19 protein-coding genes and 1 riboswitch are annotated in these 16,462 nt (G+C 63.9%); of the genes, 6 read left to right on the top strand and 13 right to left on the bottom strand.

All coding sequences use genetic code 11. The annotated features are described in order from the left end of the window. Position 1 precedes the first annotated feature (1 nt). Genes EN845_RS16010 through EN845_RS16000 form a run of 3 tightly spaced genes read right to left on the bottom strand, consistent with a single transcriptional unit; the run spans position 2 to position 2,678 of the window. Positions 2 to 850, bottom strand: a complete 849-nt coding sequence (locus EN845_RS16010) for an ABC transporter permease (protein WP_127871556.1) — start codon at positions 848 to 850, stop codon at positions 2 to 4. Beyond that, on the bottom strand, positions 837 to 1,661 hold the full coding sequence (locus EN845_RS16005) for an ABC transporter ATP-binding protein (RefSeq protein ID WP_127871557.1): 825 nt from the start codon (positions 1,659 to 1,661) through the stop codon (positions 837 to 839). The genes EN845_RS16010 and EN845_RS16005 overlap by 14 nt, the downstream gene beginning before the upstream one ends. Positions 1,662 to 1,673: 12 nt before the next feature. Continuing rightward, a complete protein-coding gene (locus tag EN845_RS16000; protein ID WP_127277990.1) occupies positions 1,674 to 2,678 on the bottom strand; it encodes an ABC transporter substrate-binding protein in 1,005 nt (334 codons plus the stop codon). A 267-nt stretch (positions 2,679 to 2,945) separates the two neighbouring features. Here EN845_RS16000 and EN845_RS15995 point away from each other — a divergent pair, with 267 nt between their 5' ends. Both EN845_RS15995 and EN845_RS15990 read left to right on the top strand, forming a co-directional pair. Next, positions 2,946 to 3,329: a RidA family protein gene (locus EN845_RS15995; protein ID WP_127871558.1), complete on the top strand. Its 384-nt coding sequence runs from the start codon at positions 2,946 to 2,948 to the stop codon at positions 3,327 to 3,329. Between the two features lie 217 nt (positions 3,330 to 3,546). Next, on the top strand, positions 3,547 to 4,350 hold the full coding sequence (locus EN845_RS15990) for a creatininase family protein (RefSeq protein ID WP_127871559.1): 804 nt from the start codon (positions 3,547 to 3,549) through the stop codon (positions 4,348 to 4,350). A 4-nt stretch (positions 4,351 to 4,354) separates the two neighbouring features. Here EN845_RS15990 and EN845_RS15985 read toward each other — a convergent pair whose 3' ends face one another. Both EN845_RS15985 and cobD read right to left on the bottom strand, forming a co-directional pair. Beyond that, positions 4,355 to 4,864, bottom strand: a complete 510-nt coding sequence (locus tag EN845_RS15985) for a tyrosine phosphatase family protein (RefSeq protein ID WP_127871560.1) — start codon at positions 4,862 to 4,864, stop codon at positions 4,355 to 4,357. Positions 4,865 to 4,869: 5 nt separating this feature from the next. Beyond that, positions 4,870 to 5,907 carry a threonine-phosphate decarboxylase CobD gene (gene cobD / locus EN845_RS15980; RefSeq protein ID WP_127871561.1) on the bottom strand — a complete coding sequence of 346 codons (1,038 nt, stop codon included), beginning with the start codon at positions 5,905 to 5,907 and terminating at the stop codon, positions 4,870 to 4,872. Here cobD and cbiB point away from each other — a divergent pair. Continuing rightward, complete coding sequence (cbiB, locus tag EN845_RS15975; protein WP_127280780.1) at positions 5,906 to 6,880, top strand: adenosylcobinamide-phosphate synthase CbiB; 975 nt, start codon at positions 5,906 to 5,908, stop codon at positions 6,878 to 6,880. The two genes, cobD and cbiB, sit on opposite strands and share 2 nt — an antisense overlap. On the opposite strand, the gene cobO is transcribed toward cbiB, so the two are convergent. The 4 genes from cobO to EN845_RS15955 are packed head-to-tail and all read right to left on the bottom strand — an operon-like array spanning position 6,877 to position 9,008. After that, positions 6,877 to 7,500: a cob(I)yrinic acid a,c-diamide adenosyltransferase gene (cobO, locus tag EN845_RS15970; RefSeq protein ID WP_127871562.1), complete on the bottom strand. Its 624-nt coding sequence runs from the start codon at positions 7,498 to 7,500 to the stop codon at positions 6,877 to 6,879. The two genes, cbiB and cobO, sit on opposite strands and share 4 nt — an antisense overlap. Before the next feature lies 1 nt (position 7,501). Then, positions 7,502 to 8,017, bottom strand: a complete 516-nt coding sequence (cobU, locus tag EN845_RS15965; protein WP_127871563.1) for a bifunctional adenosylcobinamide kinase/adenosylcobinamide-phosphate guanylyltransferase — start codon at positions 8,015 to 8,017, stop codon at positions 7,502 to 7,504. Further along, positions 8,010 to 8,813 carry a CbtA family protein gene (locus EN845_RS15960; protein WP_127871564.1) on the bottom strand — a complete coding sequence of 268 codons (804 nt, stop codon included), beginning with the start codon at positions 8,811 to 8,813 and terminating at the stop codon, positions 8,010 to 8,012. The genes cobU and EN845_RS15960 overlap by 8 nt, the downstream gene beginning before the upstream one ends. A 15-nt stretch (positions 8,814 to 8,828) precedes the next feature. Next, positions 8,829 to 9,008 carry a CbtB domain-containing protein gene (locus EN845_RS15955; protein WP_127280551.1) on the bottom strand — a complete coding sequence of 60 codons (180 nt, stop codon included), beginning with the start codon at positions 9,006 to 9,008 and terminating at the stop codon, positions 8,829 to 8,831. Positions 9,009 to 9,043: 35 nt separating this feature from the next. Further along, a riboswitch (cobalamin riboswitch) is annotated at positions 9,044 to 9,242 on the bottom strand. A gap of 143 nt (positions 9,243 to 9,385) precedes the next feature. Between EN845_RS15955 and EN845_RS15950 the strand changes: the two genes are divergently transcribed. Further along, positions 9,386 to 10,552: an aromatic ring-hydroxylating dioxygenase subunit alpha gene (locus tag EN845_RS15950; RefSeq protein WP_127871565.1), complete on the top strand. Its 1,167-nt coding sequence runs from the start codon at positions 9,386 to 9,388 to the stop codon at positions 10,550 to 10,552. A 50-nt stretch (positions 10,553 to 10,602) separates the two neighbouring features. Here the strand turns inward: EN845_RS15950 and EN845_RS15945 are convergent, their stop codons facing one another. Then, positions 10,603 to 11,802 (bottom strand): MFS transporter, encoded by a 1,200-nt coding sequence (locus tag EN845_RS15945; RefSeq protein WP_127871566.1) that lies wholly within the window; start codon positions 11,800 to 11,802, stop codon positions 10,603 to 10,605. Between the two features lie 236 nt (positions 11,803 to 12,038). Here EN845_RS15945 and EN845_RS15940 point away from each other — a divergent pair, with 236 nt between their 5' ends. Together EN845_RS15940 and EN845_RS15935 are read left to right on the top strand one after the other, a co-directional pair. Beyond that, positions 12,039 to 13,037: a DUF1624 domain-containing protein gene (locus EN845_RS15940; protein WP_127871567.1), complete on the top strand. Its 999-nt coding sequence runs from the start codon at positions 12,039 to 12,041 to the stop codon at positions 13,035 to 13,037. Further along, positions 13,034 to 13,504, top strand: a complete 471-nt coding sequence (locus EN845_RS15935) for an isoprenylcysteine carboxylmethyltransferase family protein (RefSeq protein WP_127871568.1) — start codon at positions 13,034 to 13,036, stop codon at positions 13,502 to 13,504. Before EN845_RS15940 ends, EN845_RS15935 begins: the two co-directional genes overlap by 4 nt. Positions 13,505 to 13,516: 12 nt before the next feature. Here the strand turns inward: EN845_RS15935 and EN845_RS15930 are convergent, their stop codons facing one another. The 3 genes from EN845_RS15930 to mgtE form a co-directional block, all read right to left on the bottom strand. Beyond that, the gene (locus EN845_RS15930) at positions 13,517 to 14,029 is read right to left on the bottom strand and encodes an HXXEE domain-containing protein (RefSeq protein ID WP_127280836.1); all 513 of its coding nucleotides are present in this window, start codon (positions 14,027 to 14,029) and stop codon (positions 13,517 to 13,519) included. Between the two features lie 68 nt (positions 14,030 to 14,097). Beyond that, positions 14,098 to 14,484, bottom strand: a complete 387-nt coding sequence (locus tag EN845_RS15925; RefSeq protein ID WP_006203215.1) for a MerR family DNA-binding transcriptional regulator — start codon at positions 14,482 to 14,484, stop codon at positions 14,098 to 14,100. Between the two features lie 141 nt (positions 14,485 to 14,625). Continuing rightward, a complete protein-coding gene (gene mgtE / locus EN845_RS15920) occupies positions 14,626 to 16,044 on the bottom strand; it encodes a magnesium transporter (RefSeq protein ID WP_127871569.1) in 1,419 nt (472 codons plus the stop codon). Positions 16,045 to 16,462: the final 418 nt, after the last annotated feature.

Below are 16,462 nucleotides of genomic sequence, written 5' to 3'. Positions count from 1 at the left end.
ACTAGCGCTCCTGCTTCAACGCGCTCTCGTGCCAGCGCCGCAATATAAGATGCGAAATCAGCGACAGCACGAGGAAGATCAGAATGCCGGTGAGCGAAATCAAAAACAGCGCCGCGAACAGCCTTGGCGCATTCAGCCGGTAGCCGGCTTCGATGATGCGCGAGGCGAGCCCCGACGACTGGCCGGTGGCGCCGGCGACGAACTCGGCCACCACCGCGCCGATCAGCGACAGGCCGCCGGCAATCTTCAGCCCGCCGAGAAAATACGGCATCGCCGCCGGCAGTCTGAGATAGCGCAGCTGCTGCCAACGCGTCGCGCCATTGAGCTTGAACAGGTCGCGCAGATTGCGGTCGACGGAGTTGAGGCCGAGCGTGGTGTTGGACAGGATCGGAAAAAAGGCGACGATCCAGGCGCAGAGCAGAAGCTTGGTCGTCTGGTTGTCGACATAGATGTTGATCAGCGGAAAGATCGCCACGATCGGCGTCACCTGCAGCACGATGGCGAAGGGGAAGAACGACATCTCCACCCATTTCGACTGCGCGAACAAGACCGCCAGGCCGACGCCGCCGACAACCGCGAGGAGCAGGCTGAGGAAGGTGATGCGCAGGGTGACCAGCAGCGCGGAGAACAGCAGGCCGGCATCGTTGTAGAGCGTCCACAGCACCACGCCGGGTCGCGGCAGGATGTACTGCGGAATCTCGTTCCAGACGCAGATGCGGTCCCACAGCCAGATCGCCAGGATCATGATCGCCAGCGGCAGCACCCAGCGGCCGATCCGCTCGAGCCGCTCCTGGCGCACGCGCCGCGCTTCCTCGGGGTCGAGTTTCAACGTGCCGTCAATGACCGTCATGATGCGAGCCCGCCGTTGAGTTGATGGCATTGACCAGAACGTCGGAGGCCTGCCGGCACAGGGCTGCATAATCCGGCGACGTGCGGAAAGCCTCGTCGCGCGGATAGGATGCCTCGATGGCGAGTTCGTCGAACACCCTGCCCGGCCGCGCCGCCATGACGACGACGCGGTTGGACAGAAACACGCTTTCGAACACACTGTGGGTGACGAAGACGACGGTGAAGCGCTCGTCCTGCCACAGTTCCAGCAGGTCGTTGTTGAGCTTGAAGCGAGTGATCTCGTCAAGCGCGGCGAACGGCTCGTCCATCAACAGCACGCGCGGCTTGGTCACCATGGCGCGTGCGATCGAGACACGCATCTTCATCCCGCCGGACAGCTCGCGCGGCACCGCGTCCTCGAACCCGGTGAGGTGAACCCGCGCCAGCATTTCCGTTATTGCCGGTGCGGCCTTGGCGCGAGAAATGCCTTTCAGCCTGAGCGGCAGCCAGACATTGTCGAAGACGCTGGCCCAGGGCAGCAGCGTCGGCTCCTGGAAGACGAAGCCGATATTGGCACGGTCGAGCGAGCCGCTGCCGCGCCAGTCGAGCACGCCTGACGTCGGCGTCGACAGGCCGGCGATCAGCCGCAGCGCCGTCGACTTGCCGCAACCGGACGGTCCGAGCAGGCTGAGAAAGTCGCCTTCCCGGATCGTCAGGTCGACATCGCTGAGCGCCGTCACGCCATTGGAAAACACCTTGCCGACGCCACGCAGCGCCAACAAGGTCGGAGCGACGTCCAAGGCCGGCGCTTGCGCCACCTTCTCCCTCTTCATGCCGGGACCGGCCTATTTCTTCAGCTCGAGCCCGACGCCCTTGTTGACGAAGGCCAGCGTGTAGGCCTTCGTGATGTCGATGCCTGCAGGCGTGACCTTGGCCTTGACCATCTTGTCGTAGAAACTCTTGATCCGCGCATCGGTCATGGCGCCGATGCCGAGCTTCTCGGTGTCGCCGGAATCGGCAAGGCCGAACTTCTTCATCTGCTCGATCGAGAAGGCGATCTGCTCGTCGCTCATGTCAGGATTATCTTTCTTGATCATGTCGTTGGCGGCCTTGTTGTCGCCGTAGAGGTATTTGTACCAGCCCTTGGCCGAGCCATCGACGAAGCACTGGACCACCTCGGGCTTCTTGTCGATCGTGTCCTGCATCACCTCGATCGTGGTCGAATAGGTGTCCCAGCCATAGTCGGCGAGCAGGAACTGGTTCGGCACGAAGCCGCCTTCCTTCTTGACCGCGAACGGCTCCGAGGTGACGTAGCCCTGCTGGATCGACTTCTTGTTGGCGAGGAAAGGAGCGGTGTTGTAGGTGTAGGGCGCGCGCTTTGAAGCATCGAAACCGAGCTCGATGACCATCCACTGGAAGAAGGTCTGCGCACCTTCATCGCCCAGAATGTACTGCTCGGCGTTCTTCAGGTCTTCCCATTTATCGAGCCCCTCGCCGGGGTGGGACATGATGACCTGTGGATCCTTCTGGAAATCCGCCGCCACCACGCGCATCGGAATGCCTTGCTGGACGGCATCGAAGGCCGACAGCAAATTGCCGCCCATGTAGAAATCGATCTTGCCGGCGAGCAGCATCGGCCGGCCGCTGACCTGCGGGCCGCCCTGCATGATCGTGACATCGAGGCCGCAGGCGGCATAGGTGCCATCCGCCACGGCCTGGTAATAGCCGCCATGCTCCGGCTCGGCGAGCCAGTTGGTGCCGAAAGTGACTTTTTCATTCGCCGCCGCGCCCAGCGTGCTGGCCGCAAGCAGAGCCACGACAGCCACCGAAATCTTCTGTTTCACGTACATTGACACCGCCCTTTATTTGCACCGGCGCGTTGCGCGCCGTGCTTGACACCAAAGATTCAAGAAGCAAGACACATGCCACCGGCGTCGCGCGCCGGGACCCGCCCGCCTGCACCACAGCCATCTGCGAAAGCCGGAAAGGTCGTGCTGCACCGAAGGGCATCGTGCCTATTTTTTGAACGCCTGTCCACAATCGCACGGGCGACATGCACCGCCATCTTGATGGTGCAATGCATCCGGCCCTAGGCTGACGATATCCAGGAGATTGCCATGTTCAAGTTTCTCACCCCGAAGTCGATCAAGCCGCCCTTTGCCCGTTACAGCCACGGCGTCGAGGTGCCGGCTGGCAAGCGGCTGGTGCTGTGCTCGGGCCAGGTCGCCATCACGGCGGACGACCAGATACCGGAAGACGCCGGCGCGCAGGCCGAACTCTGCTTCAAGAACATCGCGGCGATCCTGGGCGAAGCCGGGCTGGGGTTGCCTGATATCGTTCGCATCAACGCTTACGTCACCGACCGTGCGCATCTGCGGCCCTATATGGGGGTCCGTGACCGTATGTTCTCCAGCCCGGCGCCGGCCTCGACGCTGATGATCGTTTCCGGCTTTGCCAGGCCCGAATTCAAGGTCGAGGTCGAGGTCATCGCGGCCGGGTAAGAAGCGCCAGTGAAACCCTACGAATCGACAGTCCAATCGTCTAAAGTCACGCGAAGTTGGCGCTGCCCCTCATCCGCCTGCCGGCACCTTCTCCCCGTATAGAGACGGGGAGAAGGGAAGCGCTCCGAGGCTGGCGATCCCCTCTCCCCGTCCTTACGGGGAGAGGGTAAGGGTGAGGGGCAGCGCCGACGCCAAATCAGTTCCGTTGAGGCACAAAATGAACGAGACAAAAAAACGCGTCTGGTGGGGCGACTACCGGACATCAGAATATGCCTCGATCGATCCCGAGGCGACTATAGCGGTGTTGCCGCTGGCGGCGATCGAGCAGCATGGGCCGCATCTTCCTGTGTCGACCGACACCTCGATCATGAACGGCATGCTCGACACGGTGATCGCACGCCTGCCCGAGGACCTCGACATCCGTATCCTGCCGGTCCAGGCGGTGGGCAAGTCGAATGAGCATCTCCATGCGCCGGGCACATTGACCCTGCCGGCAACGACGCTGATCGAGGCGTGGACCGAGCTTGGGCTGTCGATCGCGCGCGCCGGCGTGCGCAAGCTCATCGTCGTCAATTCGCATGGCGGCAATGAGGAGATCATGGGCATCGTCACGCGCGAACTGCGCGTGCGCGAAAAGATGTTGGCGGTGAAGACCAGTTGGCAGCGCTTTGGCCGCCCGGCCGGCATGTACACCGAGCTCGAGGACCGTCACGGCATCCATGGCGGCGATGTCGAGACCTCTTTGATGCTGCATTTCCGGCCGGATCTCGTCGACATGGGCAAGGCCGACAATTTCATTTCCAACGTTGCCAAGGCCGAGAAGGACTTCTCGCTGCTGCGCCACACCGGCACGCATGCCTTCGCCTGGATCGCTGGGGATCTCAACCCCAACGGCGTGGTCGGCGACGCCAGCATTGCAACGGCAGAGAAAGGCCGATTGACCGCGCAATATCAGGCCGACGGCTTCATCAACCTGCTGCGGGACATGCGCAAGGCAAAGCTCGCGGAGTGGCTGAAATAGCCGCCTAAATATCGATCTTGAGCGCGAACGGCGTGCCTTCGAAGGCGTCGGCCCCTCGCCCGATCGACTCGATCGCCTCAATCATGCGGCCCTTGCGCTCGAGCAGCGTGTCGGCCACCGCGATCAGTCGCGGATTGGGCGTCGCCGAAGGAGACAGCGCGCGCAACGTCTGCGCCAGTTCCAGCTCATTGCGCTTAGGCGCCAGCGCCGCGGTGATGATGTAGGCCGAAGCCGTCGAACGGCTGATGCCGGCATAGCAGTGAACCACCATCGGCCTTGCCCGGTCCCAGCGGCGCGCGAAATCGAGCAGACTGCGCACATGCTCCTCGCCAGGCATGGTCATGCCGTCCTGCGCCATCGCAATGTCATGCATGACCAGATGCAGGTGGTTTTCCCTAGGGATCGAGGCCGGACGCACCACATCCGTCCCGGCCGCAAGCAGCGATAGCATGCGGTCGGCGCCTGTCCTGGCCACCGTTTCCTCGATCTTCGCCAGCGAGCAGACATGGATCATTGTTTCTAACCTTTCGACCGATCCTCGCGCCGCGACGCCCAATCGGCAAGCGCGGATTCGAGCCTGCGCCATTCCACCTCGCTCCCCGGCAGGCCGGCGCGCAGGACATGCGGCCGGCCGGAGAAATGCCGGAGCAGAATGCCGCTCTCGCCAAGCGCGGAAAACAGGCCGCCGGCATCGGGGAGGCTGAGATAGCGGAACAATGTGGTGCCGCCAGCGACGCGAACGCCGAAACGGCCGAACAGCGCATCGAGGCGCGCCGACGCATCCACCAGCGACGCCCGCATCGCATCCTGCCACCCGAGATCGGCGAGCGCGCGGATGCCATATTCCAACGCCGGCCCGGCGACGGCCCAAGGTCCGAATTGTGTCTCCAGCCGCTCGACCGTCGGCGCATCGGCAAGCGCGAACCCAAGCCGCAGGCCGGCCAGACCAAAGAACTTGCCGAAGGAACGCAGCACAACGATGCCGCCCTGGCCGACATCGCCGGCGAGACTGTGCTCGCGCGGGCCGACATCCATGAACGCCTCGTCGACGACCAGCAACCCGCCCCTGGCGCGCAACCTGGCGGCCAGCGCCAGCAGCCGGTCGCGCTCGATGATGCGCCCATCCGGATTGTTCGGATTGACGATGATGGCGAGGTCGGCTTCGGCCAGCGCGGCGAAATCGCCGACCCCGGCCACCTCGTGCCCGGCGATTGCCGCCGCCCTGGCGTGTTCCGCATAGGTCGGCGCCAGCACCAATGCCTTGCCGGGCCGCACCAGCGATGCCACGCGCGGCAGCAGAATCTGCGTACCAGGCGCCGCCACGACGTTGCCCGCTGAAGGCGCGCCATAGGTTTGGGCCGCAATCTCTATCAGCTCGCACCCACGCGCGGCCTCCGGCAATCGCCACAGGGCGGTGGCGGGCAGGTCGAAAAGCGGGTAGGAGTGCGGATTGATACCGGTCGAGAGGTCGACGAACGGCAGCACGGCATTGGGGAAAAGCGCCCTTGCCCGGCCAAGACTTCCACCATGGTCCACCGCTCCTTCAAGAAGCTTCATGTCAGTCCTGATCGCTTTCCTGTCATTGGTTGTCGAATTCGCCCTCGGTTATCCCGACTGGCTGTTTCGCGCCATCGGCCATCCGGTGACGTGGTTCGGAAGGCTGATATCCTTTCTCGACTTGAGGCTCAACCGCGCCACTGATCCCGACGCGCTGCGTCGCCAACGTGGTGTCCAGGCGCTTCTCGTCATCGTGCTGGTGCCGGCGGCAGCAGGTCTTTGCGTGCAGCTTGTCCTGCTCTGGTTCGTCCCCTTGGGATTGATCATTGCCGTCCTTCTGGCGACATCGCTTCTGTCGCAGAAAAGCCTTTACGAACACGTCGAAGCCGTCGCCGACGCGCTCGACAGCGGAGGCCTCGACATGGGCCGAGCCGCCGTCTCGCGAATCGTTGGCCGCGATCCCGAAACGCTGGACCGCGCCGGCGTCTGCCGGGCGGCGATCGAGAGCCTGGCGGAGAATTTCTCCGACGGCATCGTCGCCCCCGCCTTCTGGACCGGTGTCGGCGGGCTGGCCGGCGGCGCCGCCTACAAGGCCGCCAACACCGCCGATTCGATGATCGGCCACCGCACCCCACGCCATGAGGCCTTCGGCTGGGCGGCGGCACGCTTCGACGATTGGATCAACCTGCCGGCATCACGGCTGACGGCGGTGCTGATTGTGCTGGCCGCTTTCCTGGTCAAGGGCACCGACCCCGGCAATGCCTGGCAGGCGGTACGGCGCGACGCGAAAAAACACCGCTCGCCCAATGCCGGCTGGCCGGAAGCGGCCATGGCCGGCGCACTTGGCCTCGCGCTCGCCGGGCCGCGCAGCTATGGCGGCGTCGTGGTCGACGACGTCTTCATGGGCGAAGACGGACGACGCGATGTCGACAGCGGCGACATCCGGCGGGCGCTCCAACTTTATCGTGTCGCCGACTATTTGCTGATTGGCCTGTTTGGGCTGATCGCGGTGATCGCAATCCTGGTGTTCTAGAACTCGATGCCCTGCTGCGCTTTTACGCCGGCGGAAAAATGGTGCTTCGTCAGCCCCATCTCGGTGACCAGGTCCGCCGCCTCGACCAGCGCCGGCTTCGCGTTGCGACCGGTGACGACAACGTGCAGGCCCTCGCGGCGAGCCTTGAGCGCGGCAACCACCTTGTCGAGATCGAGATAATCGTAGCGCAGCGCGATGTTGAGTTCATCGAGCACGACAAGGCTGATCGAGGGGTCGCCAATCAATTCCACGGCCTTGGCCCAGGCGGCTTCGGCGGCCGCGATGTCGCGCTTCAGATCCTGCGTTTCCCAGGTGAACCCCTCGCCCATCGCATGCCAGACGACCCGGTCGCCGAAGGCGGCGAAAGCGTCCTTCTCGCCGGTGTGCCATTTGCCTTTGATGAACTGGACGACGCCGACGCGCTTGCCGTAGCCGAGCATCCGCAGTGCGAGACCGAAGGCGGCCGTGGTCTTGCCCTTGCCGGGGCCGGTGTTGACGATCAGCAACCCCTTCTCGATCGTCTTGCCCGCGACCTCGGCGTCCTGCACCGCCTTGCGCTTGGCCATCTTGGCGCGATGGCGTTCTTCATCCCGGTCTTTGGAGCCCTTGTCTTCGGTCATTTCATTTCACCTTGAGCGGTAGCCCCGCCACCATCAGGAGCACCGTATCGGCGACCGCGGCGACCCGCTGGTTGAGCCGACCGGCGTCGTCGCGAAAACGCCGCGCCAGCGCATTGTCGGGCACGATGCCTTGCCCGACCTCGTTCGACACCACGAACCACGGCCCGCGCGGCCGCGACAGAACGTCCGCCAGCCGTCGGCACACGGCCTCGACGTCGTGATCCGCCAGCATGTGATTGGTCAGCCACAGCGTCAGGCAGTCGACAAGCACCGGTTGACCATCCGGCAACGCCTCTAGCGCTTCGGCAAGGTCGAGTGGCACATCGATGGTCGACCAGCCCTCGCCGCGCCGCGAACGATGCAGCGCGATGCGCTCGTGCATCTCGTCGTCATAGGCTTGCGCCGTGGCGATATAGGCCCATGGCGGGGGCAATGCCGTCACCAGGGTTTCGGCGTGCGCGCTCTTGCCGGAGCGCGCACCACCGATGATGAAGGTCAGCTTGCCCAGATCAGGCAAAGCTGTCGCGCAGGCTGGTCGCCGGGCCGGTGAAGCGCCCGCGAACCACGCCGACGACCGCGCCGAGCAACAGCCAGAACACCAGATTTGTCACCGTCACCGCCACCACGAACTGATGATGCAGGCCTTCCGGGATCGGTGTCTCGAAGCTGTCGGGCTGCGGCGCGCCGACAATGTGCGGCGCGACGATCAGCAAGACCGCGAGGATGGTCAACGGCAGCGATCTGCGAAACACGATCAGGCCAAGGCCGATAGCGGTTGCCGCCACCGTTGCCGACCACCAGATCTGGCGCGGCAGGAGATCGGCCGCCGGCATTGCAGGCAGCTCCGGCTGCAGGCCGAGGCCAGGCGCCAGTGTGAACACGGCAAAGCCGGCCAGACCCCAGAAAACGCCCTGGCGCCAGTTGCCGACGCCGCCTGCGAATTCCGAAACCGCGACCAGGACCAATGCGAAGCCGATGCCGGTGACGATATTGGCAAGCACGCTGAAGGCGAAACGCTCTAAGCCGTCGGCCGGCGCCCAGCCTTCATCCTCCGCTACCGGAGCAGCTGCTTCCGCTGCCGGCGCGGCGGAACTCATGGCATTGCCTGCCGGAGCGGCCGTGCTCACGGCGCCGGTATCGGTTGCCGCGGGTGCCGCGCCATGGTCGTGATGATGGCCGCCGCCTGCCTTTTCGTAGACTTCCGCTTTCAGGATCAGTGGAACGGTCGCATAGGCCTGCATGCAGGCGAGAACGACACCGGCCACGAGCCCCGCGATCGCCGCGACGAACACGACGTTGCGAAAAAGGTTCATGATGTCAGATCCCAGTTAGTGGCAGGGAAAGGCCATCGAGTGGCGATAGTCGTGGGCGGCGTTGTGGACCGCATCGATGTGTGAGAAGCCGACAAAACCAACGACGAAGATGCCGAGCAGCGCCGCGAGCGCGAGCTGCATGAAGCGCGACTGCGAGGAGACGGAGGCGCCGAGGGAGACGGTAGCGGTAGTCATGTCTTGTCCTTTCACCCTCCACCCGAGGGCATCGAAGTCAGTTTCCTGTCGCCGGCAGGTCTCCTGGCTCGCGGATAAGCGCCCTTCCCCACCTTCCCGAAGGAAAACCTTCAGTGGCATATGGAGAGGACTACCGCACACAGTTGCGGGGGCAGCCACGGCATTGGGCGAAACCTCGCCCGCACCGCATTCCCTCTTGGCTCCCAAAAAGGAACCGACGACGTTGGTGACTATAGGGAAATTCGCCGCGCGCGGCAAACCAAATTCCGACAGCCGCCAGCGCAGGAGCGTCGTATCGGCAAAGCCGCTCCCATCCCGTCCTGATTGACAAACTTCATGGCCGGGTGTCGGCTGGCAAGCCTCACAGGAAGCCAGCCATGCAGCCCAATGCCAGCGAGCGCGATCCTTATAACGGGCTGACCCGTACCGAGCCGACGCTGCCCTCATCGGCATATTGGGACCAGGAGAGCTATAAGCGTGATCTCGACGCCATCTGGTACAGAGACTGGCTGCTCGTCTGCCGCGAGGCCGATCTGGCGCAGCCGCTTGCCTTCCGCCGATTCCGCATCGGCACGCAGGACATCCTCGTGCTGCGCGACGACACAGGTGAGCTGCGCGCCTTCCACAACACCTGCCGCCATCGCGGCTCGCAGCTTTGCCAGGAGAGCGAGGGCCGCCTGAAAGCGCGGCTGATAACCTGCCCGTATCACGCCTGGTCCTACTCGCTGCGCGGCGAGCTGGTGCGCGTGCCGTCGAAATCGCTGCCTGACGGCTTCGACAAGGCCGATCACCCGCTTTATCGCGTCGCGCTCTCGGTGTGGCGCGGCTTCGTCTTCGTCAATCTTGCTGAAGATGCCGCCGGCTCGGCGCAATCCTCCTTCGATCCCGCGTCCGGCAACCTCGGCAACTGGCCGCTCGAAACGCTGGTCTCAGGCCATGTGCTGCGCAAGGTCATGAACTGCAACTGGAAGATCTTTTGGGAAAACTTCAACGAGTGCCTGCACTGTCCGGGCGTCCACAAGGACCTGTCGCGGCTGGTGCCGATCTATGGCCGCGGCCTGATGAGCCGGCATGACGATCCCGAATGGCTCCGCCACGCCGACAATGACGCGCCGGAATTTTCCGGCGGCTTGCGCGCAGGCGCCCAGACCTGGTCGCGCGACGGCCAGACGCACGGGCCGGTCTTCTCAGGGCTGAAGCCGGCGGAACGCAGCGCCGGCCAGACCTATGCCACCAGCCTGCCCTCGATGTTCATCGTCGGCCATGTCGACTATGTCAGGACCGTGCGCCTGGTGCCGCTCGGTCCCGAACAGACGGAGCTTGTCGCGGAGTGGCTGTTCGCGCCCGAGGCCCTCGCCGAGACCGATATCGACAACATCATCACCTTTGGCACACAGGTGCTGGAGGAGGACGCCGCCATCTGCGAGGTCAACCAGAAGGGCCTACGCTCGATGCGCCACACAGCCGGCGTGCTGATGCCCGAGGAATATGATCTGCACCGCTTCCACAATTGGGTGCGCGAGCGCCATGCGGCGGTGACATGAGGGTATGTCGAGATTCAGGTCAGGCCGGCATCACCTGAATATCGACATACCTACAGGGACTTCGGCAGGTAGCGCCAGGTCATGAAGCCGCAAAACGCCGCCAGCAGGCTGAGGGTGACGAACACCGATCCCAGGCCGAAGAACGCCAGCACCACCGAATAGACCAGCGGCGGCGTCAGTTCGGAAAAATCGAGATAGGTGCGGTAGACCGCCGCCATCTGCGCCCGCTCATAGGAGCGTACCGAGCGCATGAAGGCGGTCGAACCCAGGGCGTCGAGCGCGATGGTGAAGAAGGCGCCGCACAACAGGAAGGCGCCGGTCAGCAACGGTGCTGTCGCTCCGATCGTGCCGGCGGCCAGCAGCGATGCCGACATGGCGAAATAGGCAAACGTCATGGTGCGCCGGCCGCCAAAGCGCTTTCCTGCCTTGCCCCAGAAGATAGCCATGAACAAAAGCGCGTTGCCGGCCGAGACCAGCAGGCCGCCGGCGATATCGCCCTGCCCGGTGATGACCATGAACAGCGGCCCATAGACGAAAAACGTCGTCCAGAAGCAGGACCGGCCGAAGGCGATCAGCCAGGCGAGCCTGAGCCTCGGCTGCGCCACGAAGCGGCCGATATTGGCGAGCGGATTGGCGGGCCGCGTCTTGCCCGGGCGGATCGACGGGTTGTCACCCAGCCGGTAGGTCCAGAACAGCGCCAGCAAGGCAAACGCGAACACGGCCACCGCGCCATGCGCGGCGTAGATGCCGAAATGCGCGTAAAGAAAGATGCCGAGCGTCGGCCCACAGGTCCAGGCAACCATCGACCACGCCATGCGCAGCGATTCGGCCTGCATGAAGTCGGTCTTGCGGATGTGGTCCATGATGTAGAGGTTGAGCGTGATCGACAGCGCGCTGGCGCCCATGACGCGGCACAGCATGCCGGCCAGTTGCCCGGCGAGCGTATGGGTAACGAAGAACAGCGAGCCTATGGCAAGCAGGCAGGCGCCGGCGGTGTACACCCACCGCCGCGCGAAGCGGCGGATCAGCATCGGCATGAACAGGGTCACCGACAGGCCGAGCAGCGACACGACGGTGTAGAGGATCGAGACAACCTGCTCGTTGTGCAGGATTTCGTAGGCCTGGATCGGGATGACGCTCGACACCATGGCGCGGGCGAAGGATTCGACCGCGTAGAGCGAGGCGAAGGTGCGCGCGTCCGCGGCCTTGAGGGCCGGAAGCCAGATCGGATGGCGCACATGGGTGGACATTGCTTCCCCAAACAGAATCGCGGCGCCAAATCTGGCGCGGACATTTCAGGCCCATTAAGAGGAAACCGACGCACACCCGGCAAAAAGCGAAGCCGGTCAAAGGCTTTCCCGCGCTGGCCCAAACCCGGCGGCTGGCGCGGGCTCCGCCGCGCGGTCCGGGCCAGGGCGACCGGTCTTCTTCTATCCGGTGCAACCGTGATAGTCGTCTTGGAGGGGCTGAATCAGATCACGAGACCATGAGCATCAACACGCCGACCGCACCCGTTCCGGAGCCATCGAAGCGAATCGTCGCCATCGACATCGTGCGCGGCATCGCGTTGATCGCGATGGCGAGCTACCACTTCACCTGGGACCTGGAATTCTTCGGTTACACCGACCCTGGTCTCACCGCCTTCGGCTGGTGGAAGATCTACGCCCGCTGCATCGCTTCGACCTTCCTGTTCCTGGTGGGCGTCAGCCTCTATCTCGCCCATGGCCGACAGATCCGCTGGAACGGTTTCTGGAAGCGGTTCGCCATGGTCGCCGGCGCGGCGGTCGCCATCTCGGTCGTCACCCGCATCGCCACGCCCGACGGGTTCATCTTCTTCGGCATCCTGCACGAGATCGCGCTGGCGAGCTTGCTTGGCCTCGCCTTCCTGCGCCTGCCGGCGCTGCTGACGCTTGTCGTCGCCGCGCTCGTCATCGCGGCGCCAGCCTACCTGCGCTTCGAGGCCCTCGATCATCCGTGGCTGTGGTGGATCGGCCTGTCGGCGATCAATCCGCGCTCCAACGACTATGTGCCGCTGTTTCCATGGTTTGGGGCCGTGCTTCTTGGCCTCGGGGCGGCGAAACTCGCATCCACTTCCGGTATACGGGCACGTCTGGCGAGCCGCGTGCCAGGCCGCTGGGCCAATCCTCTGGTCTTCATCGGCCGCCACAGCCTGGCCTTCTACCTGATCCACCAGCCGCTGCTGATCGGTTGCGTCTGGCTGTTCTCGCAAGTGATGCCCGCGCAGGTCGACCCCCCGCGGGTCAATTTCCTGAAAACCTGCCAGCGCTCGTGCGAGCAGATGCGCAACGCAACCTTCTGTTCGAGCTATTGCGGCTGTATGCTCGAGACTCTCGAAGGTGAAGGCTCTCTTGATCGGCTCTACAACAACGACCAGACTGCGGACTTCAGGGCGCATCTGTCCGATCTTGCCGCAACGTGTACCGCCAAGACCGAGGACAAGATGACGGAGGGAGGGACGCAATGACGGAGCCGAAGCCTGGGCTGATACCGTGGCCGCCGGTGATCTACGTCGCCGCAATCGCCCTCAGCATCATCCTCGGCCTGCTCTATCCCCTGCCCTGGATCGGCGACCTGCTGGGCGACATCCTGTTCGCCGCCGGTTGGGTGGCTTTGTTCGCTGTCGCCGTCCTCTGGTTCACCGCGATCCGCACCATGATACGGGCCAGGACAACGCTCAATCCCAACGCCGTGCCCGATCATCTCGTCACGACCGGTCCCTTCGGCGTCACCCGCAATCCGATGTACCTGGCCAACACGCTGATGCTGATCGGCGTTGCCTTCGTCTCGGGCATCGCCTGGTTCATCCTGCTTGCCTTCGTCGCCGCCTTCGTCACCCAGAAGGTCGCGATCGAGCGCGAGGAAAAGATGTTGGCGGCGAAATTCGGCAAGAAATACCGCGACTACGCCAAACGCGTGCGGCGCTGGATCTGAGGTCCGGCGGGATCAGTCAGAAGCCTTGCCTGGAGCGCCTGCCGTGTCCGGAAGCAGTTTCCGGCCGACATAAAACAGCACCGGGAGCAGAAGCACGATGGCCAGGACAATGGCGGGCGCCGTCAAGGCGAAGCCGGTCGCCGAAATATATCCCTCGCGAAATGCCTGATGCAGCAGAGCCGCGGTGACCGGCAGGTTCAATGCGAGAGCGGTCGCGGTCCCCGGCATATAGCGGCGCGTGACCATTGTGACGAGGAGATGTGGAAAAGCCACGTTGAGCAGCATCGCAAGCGCATAGCCCGACAGGACGTAGGCGCCGAAACTCTCCCGTCCCTGCACGGTGGCGAGCAAAGCCGCAACGCCAGCAAGAACAACCAGCACGAACACCGCGAACCGGAATTCGTTGGCCGCGAGGGGACGGTGCCAGCGCCCCGCCTGCTCGGACCAGGCAGGCAGGAAAACCGCCTCCTCCAGATTGTGGACGGTGACAGCGGCGACAAACAGCCAAGCGAGAGTGATGAACATGACGTGATCGACCGCCGGTTCAAGCCTTCACAGTTCCTGGCGGCGAGGCATCGGAGCAACCGCACAGGTCAGGTATTGACGCCGAGCTCGACCAGCCGCTCGACGCAGGACTCTTCGGCCTGGTCGAGTTCGGCCAGCGTCTCCTCGAGGTCGCGGCGCTTCTGCCTGAGATCCTCGCGCTTTTCCTCGATGCGCTTGATCATCAGCTTGAGCTGCCCGACCTCGCCCGGCGGCTCCTTGTACATCTGGATGATCTCGCGGATCTCGTTGATCGAGAAGCCGAGCCGTTTTCCACGCATGATCTGCCGGATGAGATGGCGATCGGAAGGGCGAAACAGACGCGTGCGGCCGCGACGCACCGGCTGCACCAGCCCCTCGTCTTCGTAGAAACGCAGCGTCCGCGTCGACACGTCGAATTCGCGGGTCAGTTCGGTGATCGAATAATATTCCCGCATTGTCACTCCATGCCGGAATTCCGGGTGATCGCCATGCGGCGTCGCCCATCTGTCCCGAACCAAACCCTTGCCCGCCGGAATCGAACCGGGCACCCCCGCACGAGCCTCGCACGGCATTTACGTAAAAGTCAATTGAGACACTTACCGGACGCCGAACCACCAGGTCGCGAGGCCGAGGAAGGCAAAGAATCCAACGACATCGGTGACCGTGGTGACGAAAACCGCCGAAGCGACCGCGGGATCGACCTTGAAGCGGTCGAGCAGCAGCGGGATCAGGATGCCGGCAAGGGCCGCCACGAACATGTTGATGATCATCGCCGCGGCGATGATGCCGCCCAGATTAGGATCGCGAAACCACGCCGCCGCGACGATGCCGATCAGGATGGCGAAGACGATGCCGTTGATGAAGCCGACGCCCATTTCGCGCCGGATGATGCGGCCGGCATTGTAGATGTCGAGATCCCTGGTCGCCAGCGCCCGCACGGTGACGGTCATGGTCTGCGACCCGGCATTGCCGCCCATGCCGGCCACGATCGGCATCAGCACGGCGAGCGCCACGATCCGTTCGATCGTGTGGTCGAACAGGCCGATCACCGATGCCGCCAGAAATGCGGTCAAGAGATTGACGAGCAGCCAGGGAACGCGCGAGCGCGAGGTCGCCAGAATGCTGTCGGAGAGCTCTTCGTCGCCGACGCCGCCCATGCGCAGCAGGTCTTCCTCCGCTTCCTGCTGGATGACGTCGACGACGTCGTCGATGGTCAGCACGCCGACCAGCCGCTCGTTCTCGTCGACCACGGCCGCCGACAAGAGATCGTATTGTTCGAATTCCCGCGCCGCCTCTTCCTGGTCCATGGTGGCCGGGATGGCGTGCCGCGTCTCATGCATGACTTCCTCGACCTTGACCGCGCGCTTGGTGCGCAGGATCTGGTCGAGATCGATGGCGCCCAGCAACTTGAAGGTCGGATCGATGACGAAGATCTGGCTGAAGCGCTCGGGAAGGTTCTTGTCCTCGCGCATGTAGTCGATGGTCTGGCCGATCGTCCAGAAGGGCGGCACCGCGACGAACTCGGTCTGCATGCGCCTTCCGGCGGTCTCTTCCGGGTAGTCGAGCGAACGGCGCAGCCTGATCCGCTCGGTGAACGGCAGTTGCGACAGGATCTCGTCCTGGTCTTCCGGCTCGAGGTCTTCCAGGATGTAGACCGCATCGTCGGAATCGAGCTCCTGCACCGCCTGCGCGATCTGCGCATTGGGCAGATTGTCGACGATATCCATGCGGATCGCCTCGTCGACTTCGGTCAAAGCGGAGAAGTCGAAGTCGGCGCCCAGCAGATCGACCAAGGCAAGCCGTTGTTCGGGGTGCAGCGCCTCGATGAGGTCGCCAAGTTCCGACTGATGCAGGTCGTCGACTTCACGCTTGAGGGTCAGCGTGTCGCGGTCGGCGATCGCCGCACCAATCCGGGCGAGGAAGGACGAAAGGACGGCACCGTCCTCGCCATAGATGTCGGCGTGGTGCTCGTCGGCGGCCTTGGCGCCCGTCGTCCGTTCGTCCTGGCCTTCCACCAGCGCCTCCCGCCATCAGAATCCCGGAAAAGGTGCAAATCAGGTCTAGACCATGAGTCCGCAAAGTGGAAACCGGTTTTTCGGCCCGGTGCCTGTGCAAAAGCGACGTCGGCCCAACACGCTTCAACTTCGCAACATGGCCTTCTAACGCTCGGGAATCTCAGGTCAAACGCATGCTTGCCCGCTCACGTCGGGCTTCGCCGATGCCGTGTTGTCATGCGCGCACGGACTATCGATTTCATCAAAAGAAGGGCGCCCTTCGGCTTCCGGCGGCGCGACAGCTGATGTCGCTGGGGAAAGAGCACCCTCGCGCCATTGGGGCAGAATTACCCATGACGCAGGTCCAGGCATCGCCAGGACCCGCCAGGCCGCAACAAAAAAGCCGAAAGCCCTTGAAGATCAGGTCACGGACAGAGAA

The organism is Mesorhizobium sp. M8A.F.Ca.ET.202.01.1.1 (assembly GCF_004791595.1).
GTDB lineage: Bacteria > Pseudomonadota > Alphaproteobacteria > Rhizobiales > Rhizobiaceae > Mesorhizobium.
The sequence above is the reverse complement of the archived record's forward strand: the minus strand, read 5'-3'. Positions and strand labels throughout refer to the sequence as shown.